General features: G+C 72.6%; 14 protein-coding genes and 1 pseudogene. 6 read left to right on the forward strand and 9 right to left on the reverse strand.

All coding sequences use genetic code 11. The annotated features are described in order from the left end of the window. The 5 genes from ACVHNB_RS27450 to ACVHNB_RS27470 form a co-directional block, all read right to left on the reverse strand. Positions 1 to 1,206, reverse strand: a complete 1,206-nt coding sequence (locus ACVHNB_RS27450) for an acetylornithine transaminase (RefSeq protein WP_456226138.1) — start codon at positions 1,204 to 1,206, stop codon at positions 1 to 3. Beyond that, positions 1,203 to 2,129 carry an acetylglutamate kinase gene (argB, locus tag ACVHNB_RS27455; RefSeq protein WP_428955878.1) on the reverse strand — a complete coding sequence of 309 codons (927 nt, stop codon included), beginning with the start codon at positions 2,127 to 2,129 and terminating at the stop codon, positions 1,203 to 1,205. Before argB ends, ACVHNB_RS27450 begins: the two co-directional genes overlap by 4 nt. Further along, the gene (argJ, locus tag ACVHNB_RS27460; protein ID WP_456226139.1) at positions 2,126 to 3,277 is read right to left on the reverse strand and encodes a bifunctional glutamate N-acetyltransferase/amino-acid acetyltransferase ArgJ; all 1,152 of its coding nucleotides are present in this window, start codon (positions 3,275 to 3,277) and stop codon (positions 2,126 to 2,128) included. Before argJ ends, argB begins: the two co-directional genes overlap by 4 nt. A gap of 88 nt (positions 3,278 to 3,365) precedes the next feature. After that, positions 3,366 to 4,394, reverse strand: a complete 1,029-nt coding sequence (argC, locus tag ACVHNB_RS27465; protein WP_456226140.1) for an N-acetyl-gamma-glutamyl-phosphate reductase — start codon at positions 4,392 to 4,394, stop codon at positions 3,366 to 3,368. Between the two features lie 123 nt (positions 4,395 to 4,517). Further along, complete coding sequence (locus ACVHNB_RS27470) at positions 4,518 to 4,997, reverse strand: hypothetical protein (RefSeq protein ID WP_456226141.1); 480 nt, start codon at positions 4,995 to 4,997, stop codon at positions 4,518 to 4,520. Between the two features lie 365 nt (positions 4,998 to 5,362). On the opposite strand from ACVHNB_RS27470, the gene ACVHNB_RS27475 reads away from it, so the two are divergent. Together ACVHNB_RS27475 and ACVHNB_RS27480 are read left to right on the forward strand one after the other, a co-directional pair. Beyond that, positions 5,363 to 6,355: an aldo/keto reductase gene (locus ACVHNB_RS27475; protein WP_428955874.1), complete on the forward strand. Its 993-nt coding sequence runs from the start codon at positions 5,363 to 5,365 to the stop codon at positions 6,353 to 6,355. A gap of 12 nt (positions 6,356 to 6,367) precedes the next feature. Further along, positions 6,368 to 7,186, forward strand: coding sequence for a hypothetical protein (locus ACVHNB_RS27480; protein WP_428955873.1), 819 nt, complete (start codon positions 6,368 to 6,370; stop codon positions 7,184 to 7,186). A gap of 4 nt (positions 7,187 to 7,190) precedes the next feature. Here the strand turns inward: ACVHNB_RS27480 and ACVHNB_RS27485 are convergent. Then, a pseudogene (locus ACVHNB_RS27485) lies at positions 7,191 to 7,802 on the reverse strand (carbohydrate binding domain-containing protein); the annotation flags it as partial. Positions 7,803 to 7,980: 178 nt separating this feature from the next. Here ACVHNB_RS27485 and ACVHNB_RS27490 point away from each other — a divergent pair. Next, entirely contained in the window at positions 7,981 to 8,451 is a 471-nt protein-coding gene (locus ACVHNB_RS27490; RefSeq protein ID WP_456226142.1) for a DUF6314 family protein, read from the forward strand. On the opposite strand, the gene ACVHNB_RS27495 is transcribed toward ACVHNB_RS27490, so the two are convergent. Both ACVHNB_RS27495 and ACVHNB_RS27500 read right to left on the reverse strand, forming a co-directional pair. Then, positions 8,399 to 8,977, reverse strand: coding sequence for a histidine phosphatase family protein (locus tag ACVHNB_RS27495; RefSeq protein WP_456226143.1), 579 nt, complete (start codon positions 8,975 to 8,977; stop codon positions 8,399 to 8,401). The genes ACVHNB_RS27490 and ACVHNB_RS27495 overlap by 53 nt on opposite strands. 82 nt (positions 8,978 to 9,059) lie before the next feature. Next, positions 9,060 to 10,601 (reverse strand): aminotransferase-like domain-containing protein, encoded by a 1,542-nt coding sequence (locus ACVHNB_RS27500; protein ID WP_456226144.1) that lies wholly within the window; start codon positions 10,599 to 10,601, stop codon positions 9,060 to 9,062. Between ACVHNB_RS27500 and ACVHNB_RS27505 the strand changes: the two genes are divergently transcribed. Both ACVHNB_RS27505 and ACVHNB_RS27510 read left to right on the forward strand, forming a co-directional pair. Beyond that, positions 10,495 to 11,442: a DMT family transporter gene (locus tag ACVHNB_RS27505; RefSeq protein WP_428955869.1), complete on the forward strand. Its 948-nt coding sequence runs from the start codon at positions 10,495 to 10,497 to the stop codon at positions 11,440 to 11,442. The genes ACVHNB_RS27500 and ACVHNB_RS27505 overlap by 107 nt on opposite strands. Before the next feature lie 81 nt (positions 11,443 to 11,523). Then, positions 11,524 to 11,733: a DUF1918 domain-containing protein gene (locus tag ACVHNB_RS27510; protein WP_428955868.1), complete on the forward strand. Its 210-nt coding sequence runs from the start codon at positions 11,524 to 11,526 to the stop codon at positions 11,731 to 11,733. Here the strand turns inward: ACVHNB_RS27510 and ACVHNB_RS27515 are convergent. Then, entirely contained in the window at positions 11,730 to 12,950 is a 1,221-nt protein-coding gene (locus ACVHNB_RS27515) for a glycoside hydrolase family 10 protein (RefSeq protein ID WP_456226145.1), read from the reverse strand. The genes ACVHNB_RS27510 and ACVHNB_RS27515 overlap by 4 nt on opposite strands. A 157-nt stretch (positions 12,951 to 13,107) precedes the next feature. On the opposite strand from ACVHNB_RS27515, the gene ACVHNB_RS27520 reads away from it, so the two are divergent. Then, positions 13,108 to 13,968: a 3-hydroxybutyryl-CoA dehydrogenase gene (locus ACVHNB_RS27520; RefSeq protein ID WP_428955866.1), complete on the forward strand. Its 861-nt coding sequence runs from the start codon at positions 13,108 to 13,110 to the stop codon at positions 13,966 to 13,968. Positions 13,969 to 14,150 lie beyond the last annotated feature (182 nt).

The raw sequence follows: 14,150 nt of genomic DNA on the forward strand, positions 1-14,150 counted from the left end.
TCAGGATCGTCCTTCCCCGTCGGCCGCGGCCGTGTCCAAGGCGGCGGGCAGCGCCGCGAGGAACGTGTCCGCTTCGGCGTCGGTCAGGTTGAGCGGCGGCATCAGCCGGACGACGTCGGGTGCGGGCGCGTTCACCAGGAGGCCCGCGTCCTGGGCCGCCTGCTGCACCTGAGGTGCGCGCGGCCCGGTGAGCACGATACCCAGCAGGAGGCCCGCGCCCCGGACATGGCTGACCAGCGGGTGGCCGAGTGATTCGATTCCGGCCGTGAGCTTGGCGCTGATGCTCTTGGTGTTCTGCAGCAGGTCCTCGGCCGTGATGGTGTCGAGGACGGCGAGTCCGGCGGCGCAGGCGACAGGGTTGCCGCCGAACGTCGTGCCGTGCTGTCCCGGCTTCAGCAGCTTCGCCGCCTCGCCGAACGCGACGGTCGCGCCGAGCGGCAGGCCGCCGCCCAGGCCCTTGGCGAGGGTGACGACGTCCGGCTCGATGCCTTCGTCGGCCTGGTAGGCGAACCAGTGGCCGGTCCTGCCGACGCCGGTCTGCACCTCGTCGAGGACGAGGAGGGTGCCGGTGGCGCGGGTGATCTCGCGGGCCGCCTTGAGGTAGCCCGGGGGCGGCACGACCACGCCGTTCTCGCCCTGGATGGGCTCGATGATGACGAAGGCCGTCTCCTCGGTGACCGCGGCCCGGAGTGCGTCCACATCGCCGTACGGGACGTGCGTGACGTCGCCGGGCAGCGGGGTGAAGCCGTCCTGCTTGCCGGGCTGGCCGGTCAGGGCGAGGGCGCCCATCGTCCGGCCGTGGAAGCCGCCGGTCGTGGCGACCATGTGGCGGCGTCCGGTGAGCCGGCCGATCTTGAAGGCGCCTTCGTTGGCCTCGGCGCCGGAGTTGCAGAAGTAGACGGCGCCGTCCCGGCCGAAGAGCTGGAGCAGCCGCTCGGCGAGCGCGACGGGCGGCTCGGCGATGAACAGGTTCGAGACGTGGCCGAGGGAGGCGATCTGGGAGCTGACCGCTTCGACGATCGCGGGGTGGGCGTGGCCCAGCGCGTTGACCGCGATGCCGCCGACGAAGTCGAGGTACTCGGTGCCGTCGGAGTCCCACAGCCTGGCGCCGGCGCCCTTGGCCAGGGGCAGGCGCGGGGTGCCGTAGTTGTTCATCAGGGCGTCCTGCCAGCGCTGGGTGAGCCCCTGGTTCGCGGTGCCGGTCATGATGCGTCCCCCTGTTCCCCGTGGTGCTCCGCATCGGGCACGACCATCGTGCCGATGCCTTCGTCGGTGAAGATCTCCAGCAGGATCGAGTGCTGGACGCGGCCGTCGATGACGCGGGCCGTGTGCACGCCGTTGCGCACGGCGTACAGGCAGCCCTCCATCTTCGGGACCATGCCGCTCGCCAGCTCCGGGAGCAGCTTCTCGAGTTCGGTGGCGGTGAGCCGGCTGATGACCTCGTCGGAGTGGGGCCAGTCCTCGTAGAGGCCCTCGACGTCGGTCAGGACCATCAGCGTCTCGGCGTCCAGCGCAGCAGCGAGTGCCGCAGCCGCCGTATCAGCATTGACGTTGTAGACATGGTGGTCGTCCTGGGAGCGGGCGATCGAGGAGACGACCGGGATGCGGCCGTCGGCGAGCAGGGCCTCGATGGCGCCGGTGTCGATCTCGGTGATCTCGCCGACGCGGCCGATGTCGACCAACTCGCCCTCGATGCGGGGCTGGTGCTTGGTGGCGGTGATGGTGTGGGCGTCCTCGCCGGTGAGGCCGACGGCGAGCGGGCCGTGCTGGTTGAGCAGCCCGACGAGCTCGCGCTGCACCTGTCCGGCGAGCACCATCCGTACGACGTCCATGGCGTCCTCGGTGGTGACCCGCAGGCCGGCCTTGAACTCGCTGACGATGCCGTGCCGGTCGAGTGCCTTGCTGATCTGCGGGCCGCCGCCGTGCACGACGACCGGCTTGAGTCCGGCGTGGTGCAGGAAGACGACGTCCTGGGCGAAGGCGGCCTTGAGCTCCTCGTCGACCATGGCGTTCCCGCCGAACTTGATGACGACGGTCTTGCCGTGGTGGCGGGTCAGCCAGGGCAGCGCCTCGATGAGGGTCTGGGCCTTGGGGAGCGCGGTGTGCTTCCGCGCGGCGGGCTGGCTCATGACGAGTACGCGCTGTTCTCGTGGACGTAGTCGGCGGTCAGGTCGTTCGTCCAGATCGTCGCCGTCTCGGCGCCCGCGGCGAGGTCGGCGGTGACGACGACCTCCCGGTAGCGCATGTCGACCTGGTCGCGGTCCTCGCCGACGCCGCCGTTCTTGCAGACCCAGACGCCGTTGATGGCGACGTTCAGCCGGTCGGGCTCGAAGGCGGCCCGGGTGGTGCCGATGGCGGAGAGGACTCGGCCCCAGTTGGGGTCCTCGCCGTGGATGGCGCACTTGAGGAGGTTGTTGCGGGCGATGGAGCGACCCACCTCGACGGCGTCGTCCTCGCTCGCGGCGTTGATGACCTCGACCTTGATGTCCTTGCTGGCGCCCTCGGCGTCGCCGATGAGCTGGCGTCCGAGGTCATCGCAGACGACGCGCACGGCGTTCGCGAACTCGGCGTACTCCGGGGCGACTTCGGAGGCGCCGGAGGCGAGGAGGAGCACGGTGTCGTTGGTGGACATGCAGCCGTCGGAGTCGACCCGGTCGAAGGTGAGGCGGGTGGCGTCGCGCAGCGCCTTGTCCAGCACCTCGCTGTCGAGGTCGGCGTCCGTGGTGAGGACGACGAGCATGGTGGCGAGGCCAGGGGCGAGCATGCCCGCGCCCTTCGCCATGCCGCCGACCGTCCAGCCGTCGCCCTCGTACACGGCGGTCTTGTGCACGGTGTCGGTGGTCTTGATGGCGATGGCGGCCTTCTCGCCGCCGTGCTCGGAGAGCTGACCGGCCGCGGTCTCCACGCCCGGGAGCAGCTTGTCCATGGGGAGCAGGACACCGATGAGGCCGGTGGACGCGACGGCGACCTCGCCCGCGTTCAGGCCGAGGACCTCGGCGGCCTTCTCGGCGGCGGCGTGCGTGTCCTGGAAGCCCTTGGGTCCCGTACAGGCGTTGGCGCCACCGGAGTTGAGGACGACGGCGGAGACGAGTCCGCCCTTGAGGACCTGCTCGGACCAGAGGACCGGGGCGGCCTTGACGCGGTTGGAGGTGAAGACGCCCGCGGCGGCCAGGCGGGGGCCGCGGTTGACCACGAGGGCCAGGTCCGGGTTCCCGCTCTCCTTGATTCCGGCGGTGATGCCCGCGGCCTGGAATCCCTTGGCTGCCGTCACACTCACTGTGTCTCCTTGTTCGCTTCTCCGCCCGTGCAGCGCAGCGGTGCGGCCATCGTCGTCGTCTGCTGCCCGGCGGCCGCACGTGCGTCGCTCACGGCGCGACTCCGATCGTCGAGAGCCCGGTGGTCTCGTCGAGACCCAGGGCGATGTTCATGGACTGCAGGGCGCCGCCGGCGGTGCCCTTGGTGAGGTTGTCGATGGCGCTGATGACGATGACGCGGCCGGCCGCCTCGTCGTACGCGACCTGGATCTGCACGGCGTTCGACCCGTACACGGAGGCCGTGGCGGGCCACTGTCCCTCGGGCAGCAGCTCCACGAACGGCTCGTCGGCGAACGCCTTCTCGTACGCGGCCCGTACGCCCTCTGCGGTGACGCCGTCCTTGGCCTTGGCGCTGCACGTGGCGAGGATGCCGCGCGGCATGGGCGCGAGCGTCGGCGTGAAGGAGACGGAGACCCGCTCCCCCGCGGCGGCGCTGAGGTTCTGGATCATCTCGGGGGTGTGCCGGTGGCCGCCGCCGACGCCGTACGGCGACATGTTGCCCATGACCTCGCTGCCGAGCAGGTGCGGCTTGGCGGCCTTGCCCGCGCCGGAGGTGCCGGACGCGGCGACGACGACGGCCTCGCTCTCCACGAGCCCCGCGGCGTACGCCGGGAAGAGGGCGAGGGAGACGGCGGTCGGGTAGCAGCCGGGCACCGCGATGCGCCTGGTCCCCGCCAGCGCGGCGCGGCCGCCCGGGAGTTCGGGGAGGCCGTAGGGCCAGGTGCCGGCGTGCGGGCTGCCGTAGAACTTCTCCCAGTCCCCCGCGTCCTGGAGCCGGAAGTCCGCGCCCATGTCGACGACGAGGACGTCGGGGCCGAGCTGCTCGGCGACGGCGGCGGACTGCCCGTGGGGCAGCGCGAGGAAGACGACGTCGTGCCCGGCGAGCACCTCGGGGGTGGTCTCCTGGAGGACGCGGTCGGCGAGCGGGCGCAGGTGGGGCTGGAGCGCACCGAGCCGCTGCCCCGCGTTCGAGTTGCCCGTCAGGGCGCCGATCTCCACCTCGGGGTGGGCGAGCAGCAGGCGCAGCACTTCGCCGCCCGCGTATCCACTCGCTCCCGCCACTGCTGCGCGTACCGCCATGGAACCCTCCTCTTGGATGGCATGACTATACGTCGCGATGCACGTTTATGCAATCGAATGCTCTGGCCACCGGCCCTCCGTGTGACGTGCTCCCGCAGCGCCACCCCGGTGGCCCGCACCGCCTCACATGGCGGACAGGCTCCATGCCCCTGCCGAGCGCACCTGGTAGTAGCCGCGGCCCGGCCACTGGAACGCGTGCTCGCCGGCACGTCCCTCGGCCACCGTCACCCGGTGGGCCATACGGCCGTCCAGGGCCTCCAGCTGGATCAGGCTCGGCCCGGCGTAGTGCAGGACGCCCGGGCCCGGTCCTCCTCGGTAGTGCACGACGTCCGATCCGGTTCCGTGGATGTCGTCGTGGAACCTCGGGACCTCTCGCAGCGGGGCCGCGGTCGCTGTCCACGCTTCCCGGTCGCCTTCGGCGAACACACGGAAGGCGACGGCCCTGCTCTCCTCCGGCAGCGGTACCCGGGCGGTGACGGGGGTGCCGTCACCGGACAGCCGGTACAGGCGTGAGGAGCGTCCCTTCTTGCCTTCGAAGCGCAGGTGGACGCGCGTCCGTCCGTCGGTCGAGAAGACCATCACGGCCGGGCGGTACTGCGGCATTCTCAGCTGATGGATCTGCTCACCGCTTCCCCCCTTCCCGCTGACCTGCGGCTCGGGGGTACGCCTCTGGGGCGTCGGGCGCGGCTGAACCCGGACGCGTCCGTCCGGGCCCGACTGTCCCGGAGCGATCGGGCGCGGGTTCTGCGTCAGACGGATCTCGTCCTCGATCGCGGCGAGCGCAGGCTCCCGGCGCCCCCGCCATGGCCACAGTCCGCGGAGTCCCCTGCTCGCCCCTCTGCCCATGCGCGCCATCATGCCGCACGGCCCGGCCGCCGCAGCGGCTGATCGCGTGCTTGACTTCGAGCGCACTCCAAGTCCTAGCGTCGATCCCGTCCACACCGGCCCCCCGCAAGGAGGCAGTACTCGTGACAGGCCTTCCCACCCGCCGCCTCGGCTCGCTCCCGGTCTCCGCGCAGGGCCTGGGCTGCATGGGCATGAGCCACGGCTACGGCGCGTCCGACGACGCGCAGTCCATCGACACTCTTCACGCCGCGCTCGACCTGGGCGTCACCCTGCTCGACACGTCCGACTTCTACGGCTCCGGGCACAACGAGGAGCTGATCGGCCGCGCCCTCGCGGCGCCCGGTCGGCGTGAACAGGCGGTGCTGGCGACGAAGTTCGGCTTCACGAACCGGCTGGGCGAAGCGACCGGGATCCGGGGCGACGCGGCGTATGTGCGCCAGGCGTGCGAGGCGTCGCTGCGTCGGCTCGGCGTCGACCACATCGACCTGTACTACGTGCACCGCGTGGACCGCGGAGTGCCGATCGAGGAGACCGTGGGCGCGCTCGCCGAGCTGGTGCGGGAGGGCAAGGTCCGCCACCTCGGGCTGTCGGAGGCGGGCGCGGGGACCCTGCGCCGGGCGCACGCCGTGCATCCGATCGCGGCGCTGCAGAGCGAGTACTCGCTGTGGACCCGGGACGTTGAGGACGAAGTACTGCCGGTGTGCCGGGAGTTGGGCATCGGGCTCGTGCCGTTCTCGCCGCTGGGCCGGGGCTTCCTCACGGGCCGGTACACATCGACGGACGGTCTGCAGGAAGGGGATGTGCGCCGCAGTCAGCCGCGGTTCGCCGACGGGAACCTGGAGCGCAACCTCGCCATCGTCGCCCGCCTGGAGGAGCTCGCGGCCCGCAAGGGCGTCACGGCGGGCCAGTTGGCGCTGGCCTGGGTGCAGCACCAGGGCGGCGACGTGGTGCCGATCCCGGGGACGCGGCGTCGCACGTACCTGGAGGAGAACATCGCGGCCGCCACGCTGGAGCTGTCGGCGGACGACCTCGCGGCGATCGACGCGGCGGCGCCCGCGGACGCGGTGGCGGGGGCCCGCTACGACGAGCGCAGCATGCAGTTCGTGAACGGATAGGCGGACCGGCGGATGGCGGCAGTTGTCTGGCTGGGCGGGCCGCCCGGCGTCGGGAAGTCGACGGTCGCCGAGCGGCTGGCCCGGCGTCACGGGCTGCGGCGGTACCACGCGGACACCCGCACCTGGGCGCACCGCGACCGGGCGCTCGCCGCGGGCAGCACTGCGGCGGCCCGCTTCGAGTCGCTCCCGCCCGAGGACCGCTGGGCGGCGCCCGTGCCGGACCTGCTCGCGATGTCGCTGCACCACGAGCGGGGCCGGATGGCCGCGGACGATGTACGGGCCCTGCCCTCGGCCCCGCTGACCGTGGCCGAGGGCACGGTGATCACCCCGGGGACGGCCCGGCTGCTGCCGGGCCGGGCCGCGCTGTGGCTGCTGCCCACGCCGGAACTGCTCGAGAAGCGGCTCGCGGAGCGGGAGTTGGGCCCCGGCCCCCTGGCCCTGTACCGGCGTCTCGCGGAGGTCATCGGGGACGAGGTACGGGCCTGCGGCGCCCCGCACCTCGTCGTCGACAGCGGCACCGACCTCACCGCGGAGGTCGGCGCACGGTGGGCCGGCCTGCTGGCCGCCGGGCCGCACGCCGCCTCCCGCGAGGAACGCCGCGCCCTGCTCCGCGAGGCCAACGAGGCCGTCGTGGCGCAGTACACGGGGTACTTCGCCCGCCCGTGGTCGCGCGGCGACGTGGCATCGGCGGTGGCCCGGTTCTCCTGCGAGTGCGGGGACACCGGCTGCACGGACCACGTGGAGCGGGCGGTCACGGCGCTTTTGCCGGCTCCGCTCGTGGCGCCGGGGCACTCCGCGACCGCCGCCCGGCCCGGGGTCAGCCCTTCTTGATCCTGGTGTCGCGCGGGAAGAGGGACACCATGTCGAGCGCGGCGTCCCGGGCGGTGGAGACGGAGAGGCGGCCGGTGGTGCTGCCCCGGGTCGCGGTGAAGGTCGCTCTGTACTCGGTCCAGCCTCCCTTGGTCGCCACCCGCTGCGGCGCGGCCAGCGAACCGTCCGCGTCGGCCAGGGTGACGGTCAGCGTGGAGTCGGCGCGGGCCCACACCGAGAAGTCGTACGCGGCGCCCTTGCGGACGGTGATGCCGCTGCCGTAGCCGGAGTTGGTGACGGACGCGCCGGCTCCCAGGGAAAGGTAGGCGCGGTTGCGCGCGTCGAGCCGGCCGTCGTCGTCGGTGACCCGGGCCGTGCCGCTGGTCGCCCATGCGGTCAGCGGCGTGTACGCCGTGTTGTCGGCGGTCGCGTACTCGAAGGAGCGGTTCTGCACCAGCTCGGCGTAGAGCCCGCCGTCGGCGGCGCGGTTGATGTCCTCGAAGAAGACGCCGTACATCGAGTCGTCGATGGTCGCGCCCGTGCGGCTCGGGTCGACGGTGACGGTGTAGTCAGTGACGTCGGCCGCGTCGGCGGCCGACGACGGCAGCACGGCGGTCCCGGCGAGCAGGGAGCCCACCGCGGCCCCGAGCCCGATGCTTCAGCGCCTGCGTCGTCCACGCGTCATGCGCATCCCCTTGTCCGTAGCCCTCGAATTGTTCGAGATCTCGTACGGCGTCCTAAACTACGAACGGCAAGATAGGAAGCGGCGGTACGCGCGTCAACGGTTCGCGCAGAGGTGTACGGGAGTGATGTGCGTGACGAGTGAACTCTGGCCGGTTTCCGACGTGTTGGCGTTCCTGGCCGGGAGCTGGCAGGTGGAGCGGACCGTGCGGGATCTCGCCGCCGACGCGACGGGCACGTTCACCGGCACCACGGAGTTCACGGCGGCGGACGGCGACGGGCTGCTGCACTTCGAGTCGGGCACGTTCGAGTGGCGCGGGGTGTCCCGCCCCGCCGAGCGCACCCTGCGCTATCTGCCCGGCGAGACGCACGGCACGGCCGTGGTCCGCTTCATGGACGGCCGCTTCTTCCACGGCCTGGATCTGCGCGGCGGCCACCACATCGCCGACCACCCCTGCTCGGCGGACCTCTACCGGGGCGAGTTCGAGGTGTACGACGCCGGTCGCTGGCGGACGGTGTGGCGGGTGCGGGGACCGGCGAAGGACCTGGTCCTCACGACGGACTACCGCCGAGCCGCAGACTCCAGCGGCCCGGATACCCGATGACGGTGGCCGTCGACAGCGGGCGCACATCGAGGTTCCAGTACGCCGACGGCGGCGCCTTCAGGGCGTAGACGACGGCGGCCCTGACCACCGACGGCTCGGCGATGGCGACCATCCGTGTCCCGTCGTCGGAAGGCCGCGTGTCCAGCCAGGAGCCGATCCGCGAGATGAAGCCGAGCAGCGGCTCCCCGCCGTGCGGCGCCGAGCGGGGATCGGCGAGCCAGTGGTCGACGGCGGCCGGTTCGACGGCCGCGACCTCGGCGAACGTATGTCCCCGCCAGCGGCCCATGTCGCAGTCCCGCAGGGCGGGCTGGGCCAGCGGGGCGAGTCCCAGGGCGTCGCCGGTGGCGCGGCTGCGCGGGGTCGGCGAGCAGTAGCGCAGTTCGGCGGCGGCGAGCTGCCCGAGTTCGGGCGCCGCGCGCTGCACCTCGTACCAGCCGGCCTCGTCGAGCGGCCGGTCGTCGTCGAACCGCTCCGCGAGCAGGGACGAGCTGCGCGCGGCGGCCAGGAGCGTGACGCTGAGCTGCATGCGCGTGATCGTGTAACTCGCCAGTAGCCCAGGTCAAGACCTCGCCCCGCGTCACCGCACATTCACAGCCTCGGCCCGGGTCTCAGCCGGGCGGCAGTTCATCGCAGGCCGCCCTGAGCCGGCGCACTCCCTCGGTGATCTCCGCCGTCCCGCCGACCGCCACGAAGCTGAGCCGGAGGTACGGGGCCGGCGGTTCGGCCGCGAAGTACGGACGGCCGGGGGCGACGGCGACGCCCGCGCGCAGGGCGCCCGCGACGAGCCGGCGCTCGTCCGTGCCGTCGGGCAGCCGCGCCCACAGGTGGTAGCCGCCCACCGGGATGTGCGGCAGGGACAGCTCGGGCAACTGCGCGGTGAGGGCCGCCGCGAGGGCGTCCCTGCGGGTTCTCAACTCCCCCGACACCGTGCGCAGATGGCGCGGCCAGGCCGGTGAGCCGACCAGTTCGAGCGTGGCCTCCTGGAGGGGACGCGGCACGAAGAGATGGTCGACGACCTGGATGGCGCGCAGCCGCTCCAGGACCGGGCCGCGGGCGGCGAGGCATCCGATGCGCAGGCTCGGCGAGGTCGCCTTGGTGAGGGAGCAGACGTGCACGACGACGCCGTCGGGGTCGTCGGTGGCCAGCGGCCGGGGCAGCGGTCCCGCGTCGTCGTGCACGAGGCGGCGCACGAAGTCGTCCTCGACGACGAAGGCCCCGGCCTCACGGGCGATGCGCAGGACCTCGGGGCGCCGCTCGGCGCTGAGCACCGCGCCGGTCGGGTTCTGGAACAGCGGCTGGCACACGAACAGGCGGGCACCGGTCGCCCGGAAGGCCTGCGCGAGCAGCTCCGGGCGGACGCCGTCCCGGTCGACGGGCACCGGCACGGGGCGCAGTCCCGCGGCCCGCGCGATCGCCAGCATGCCGGGGTAGGTGGGCGATTCGACCAGGACGGGGGCGCCGGGCGGGGCGAGCGCGCGCAGCGCCGTGGCGAGCGCCGACTGGCCGCCGGACGTGATCAGCACCTCGGCGTCGGTGATCGCGCCGCCGATGCCGCGGGCGAACCAGGCGCGCAGTTCGGGCAGTCCGTCGACGGGCGGCCGGTCCCACGCGCCGGGGCGCCGGCCCGCGCGGGCGAGCGCGGCGGCCATCGCGCCCGTGGGCTGCAGGACCTGGTGCAGATAGCCGCCGTTGAACTCGATGACTCCGGGCGGGGACGCGGCCAGCGTCACCAGCACCCCCGAGGCGTCGACGGCGCGCGGCACCGGGTCGGTGGCGGCGTCGGCGCTCAGCGCGACCTCCTGCCAGGACGTGTCGCCCACGGGGGCGGCGGAGCGCGGCGTCGACCTGAAGGCGCCCGCACCGGGCCGGGTCACCACAAGCCCTTCCGCGGCGAGCTGGGCGAGCGCCCGCGACACGGTCACCGGGCTGACCCGGAACCGCTCCACGAGGGCCCGGCTCGACGGCAGCTTCTCACCATCTGAGTAGCGGTTCAGCTCTTCTCGTAGCTGTTTCGCCAGATCACCCACACTGCTACGCTCATGCATGAGGACAGAGAATAGCGCTACCGAACACAATGCGATAGCAGTCACCGAGCGGCCCGCCCCGGGCCCGACGCCGGTCGCGGCGCGCGTCCCGACCGCCCGCGGCACGGTTCTGGCCGCTCTCGGCGTCATCGCGTTCTCCCTCACCTTTCCCGCCACCGCCTGGGGCCTGGAAGGCTTCGGCGCCTGGTCCCTGGTGAGCGTGCGCAGCGTGCTCGCGGCCGTGATCGCGGGGGTGTGCCTGCTCGCCCTGCGCGTACCGGTCCCGGAGCGGCGGCACTGGACGGGGCTCGCGGTCGTCGGGGCCGGTGTGGTCCTGGGCTTTCCGATCCTGACCACGCTCGCCCTGCGGACGGCGACGACCGCGCACTCGGCGGTGGTGGTGGGCCTGTTGCCGCTGACCACCGCCGTGTTCTCCTCGCTGCGCACCGGGGCCCGACCCTCGCGCGCCTTCTGGATCGCGGCGTGCGCGGGCGCCGCGGCCGTGATCGCGTTCACGGTGCAGCAGAGCGGGGGCGCCCTCACCCGGGCCGACCTGTATCTCTTCGCGGCGCTGCTGATCTGCGCGGCCGGCTACACCGAGGGCGGCCGGCTCGCCGGGGTCATGCCCGGCTGGCAGGTCATCGCGTGGGCGCTGGTGCTGTGCCTGCCGGTCGCCGTGGCGGGCACAGCGGTCGCGCTCGGCCACGAGCCGGTGCGGCTGACCGGACACGCCCTCGCGGGCCTGCTGTGGGTGGCGGCGGGCTCGCAGTTCCTCGGCCTGGTCGTCTGGTACAAGGGCATGGGGCTGATCGGCATCCCCAAGGCGAGCCAACTCCAGCTCGCCCAGCCGCTGTTGACGCTCGTGTGGTCGGTGTTCCTGCTGGGCGAGTCGCTGCCCGTCGCGGCGCCGCTCACGGCGGTCGCGGTCCTCGTGTGCATCGCGGTCACCCAGCGGGCCCGCGGCTGAGCACCCCACTCGGGGTACCAACTCCCTTGCCCCGCCGTAGACTTGGCGCAACTCACGGGCACGGCGAGGAGGTCACTCCTGATGCACGCAACCGTAGGCGACCAGCTCCTGGTGCACGGCCGGATCGTCGGACAGCACGACCGGGTCGGCCGGATCATCGAGGTCCTCGGCAGCGACGGCGGCCCACCGTTCCGCGTCCGCTTCGAGGACGGCCACGAGGCCATCATGTCGCCGGGCCCCGACGCGGTCGTCCGGCCCGTCGTCGGGGGCAAGGGCAAGGGCCTGTCCTAGGATCCGGCGCCGTAGTGGTCCGCGACGACGCGGGCCATGGCGCCGATCCGGTCCTGCCTCACCTCTTTCGCGGAGAAGAAGACGTGCCCGAGCGCCTCGGGGAAGGCGGCCGCGAACGTGAGGTGCCGGGACAGCTCGGCGGGGTCCTGCCAGGCGGCGGGCTGCGCCGGATCACCCGCCTTGTAGAGGGCCTCGCCGAGGTACAGGCGCACCTCGGTGCCGCGCACGGTGTCGGCCCACCACGGCACGAGCTTCGCGTAGTCGGCCGCGGGGAACCCGATGTTCCAGTACGCCTGGGGCACGACGTAGTCGATCCACCCCTCCCGCACCCATTTCCGGGTGTCCGCGTGCAGGTCGTCGTACGTCTGCACGCCGGCCGCCGTGTCGGACCCCGCGGGATCCGTCGCCCGGTTGCGCCACACGCCGAACGGGCTGATGCCGAACCGGACGCGCGGTCTGATCCGCTCGATGCCGAGGGCCGTCTCGCGCACCAGCCGGTCGATGTTGTCGCGCCGCCAGGCCGCCCGGTTCGGGAAGCCGCCGCCGTACCGCGCGTAGGCGGCCGCGTCGTCGAAGGTCCGGCCGGCGACCGGGTACGGGTAGAAGTAGTCGTCGAAGTGCACGGCGTCGATGTCGTATGTGGCGACGGCGTCGAGCATCGCCTGCTGGACGAAGCGCCGGACCTCCGGCAGGCCGGGGTTGTAGTAGAGCTTCCCGCCGTACGTGACGACCCAGTCGGGGTGGACGCGCGCCGGGTGCGTGGCGACCAGCCGGCGCGGGTCGGTGTGGTTGGCGACGCGGTACGGGTTGAACCAGGCGTGCAGTTCCAGGCCGCGGCGGTGCGCCTCCGTCACGGCGGTGCCCAGCGGGTCCCAGCCCGGGTTCGCGCCCTGGGTGCCGGTGAGGACCTCGGACCACGGCTCGTACGGGGAGGGCCACAGGGCGTCGGCGGCGGGCCGCACCTGGAAGATCACCGTGTTCAGGCGGCGGCGGACCGCCGTGTCCAGGTGCGCAAGCAGCTCGGCCCGCTGCTGGGCGGCGGTCAGTCCGGCGCGTGAGGGCCAGTCCCGGTTCGCCACGGTGGCCAGCCACATGCCACGCATCTCGGGCCCGGGACGGCCGTGGTGGCGGGGCCCCGCCACGGCGTCGCCCGCCGCGAGTCCGGTCAGCGCGAGTGCGGCCCCGGCCGTGAAGGCCCGACGTGAGATACGTCCCATGGTTCCCCTCGGATTCCTGTGCCACGGTGTGGGCGGATGAACAGGCGTTAACCCGGGCTCCACCCCTCCTATGTCTACGGGGTAACGTGCAGGTCCGGAAGACCCCGACTGCCGGCGACCCCGGACGAACTGCGAAAGGCACGAGGTGACGGACACCTTGACTGACATCACACGCGTCGGCGTGGTGGGCTGTGGCCAGATGGGCGCCGGAATCGCGGAGGTCTGCGCCCGCAGCGGCCTGGACGTGATGGTGGCCGAGACCACCGGGGAGGCGCTGGAGATCGGCCGGACGCGGCTGCTCAACTCCCTCGCGAAGGCGGCCGAGCGCGGCAAGATCACCGAGGAGGAGCTGGCGGAGACGCTGAACCGGCTCACCTTCACCACGGACCTGGGCGAGTTCGCCGACCGTGACCTCGTCATCGAGGCGGTCGTGGAGAACGAGCAGGTGAAGACGGAGATCTTCCAGGTCCTGGACCAGGTGATGACCCGTCCCGACGCGATCCTCGCCTCGAACACCTCGTCCATCCCGCTGGTGAAGCTGGCCGTGGCCACCTCGCGCCCGGACCACGTCATCGGCATCCACTTCTTCAACCCGGCCCCGGTGCAGAAGCTCGTCGAGCTCATCCCGGCGCTCACCACGTCCGAGGGCACCATCAGCCGCGCCCAGGCCCTGGTGGAGAAGATCCTCGGCAAGCACGCGATCCGCGCCCAGGACCGCTCGGGCTTCGTGGTGAACGCGCTGCTCGTGCCGTACCTGCTCTCCTCCATCCGGATGTTCGAGTCCGGCATCGCCAGCCGCGAGGACATCGACAACGGCATGGAGCTGGGCTGCGCCCACCCGATGGGCCCGCTCAAGCTGTCCGACCTGATCGGCCTCGACACCATCGTCTCCATCGCGGACTCGATGTACGCCGAGTACAAGGAGCCGCTGTACGCCGCTCCCCCGCTGCTCCAGCGGATGGTCGACGCGGGCCGGCTCGGCCGCAAGTCCGGCTCGGGTTTCTACACCTACGCCTGATCACGGGGCCGCGCCCCTGATCACACTCCGTGCTCGCCAGTGGGCCCGGTGCTCTTCGGAGCACCGGGCCCACTGCGTTCGCACGGGGTGTGCGCGAGTGACCCGCATATGCTCTTTGCACACGCTCCCGCCGCGTCCACCAGGCGAGTTGACTTCCGGTGCGCACATCAAGGATGTGCCGA

The sequence above is a fragment of the Streptomyces sp. YJ-C3 genome (genome assembly GCF_053891275.1).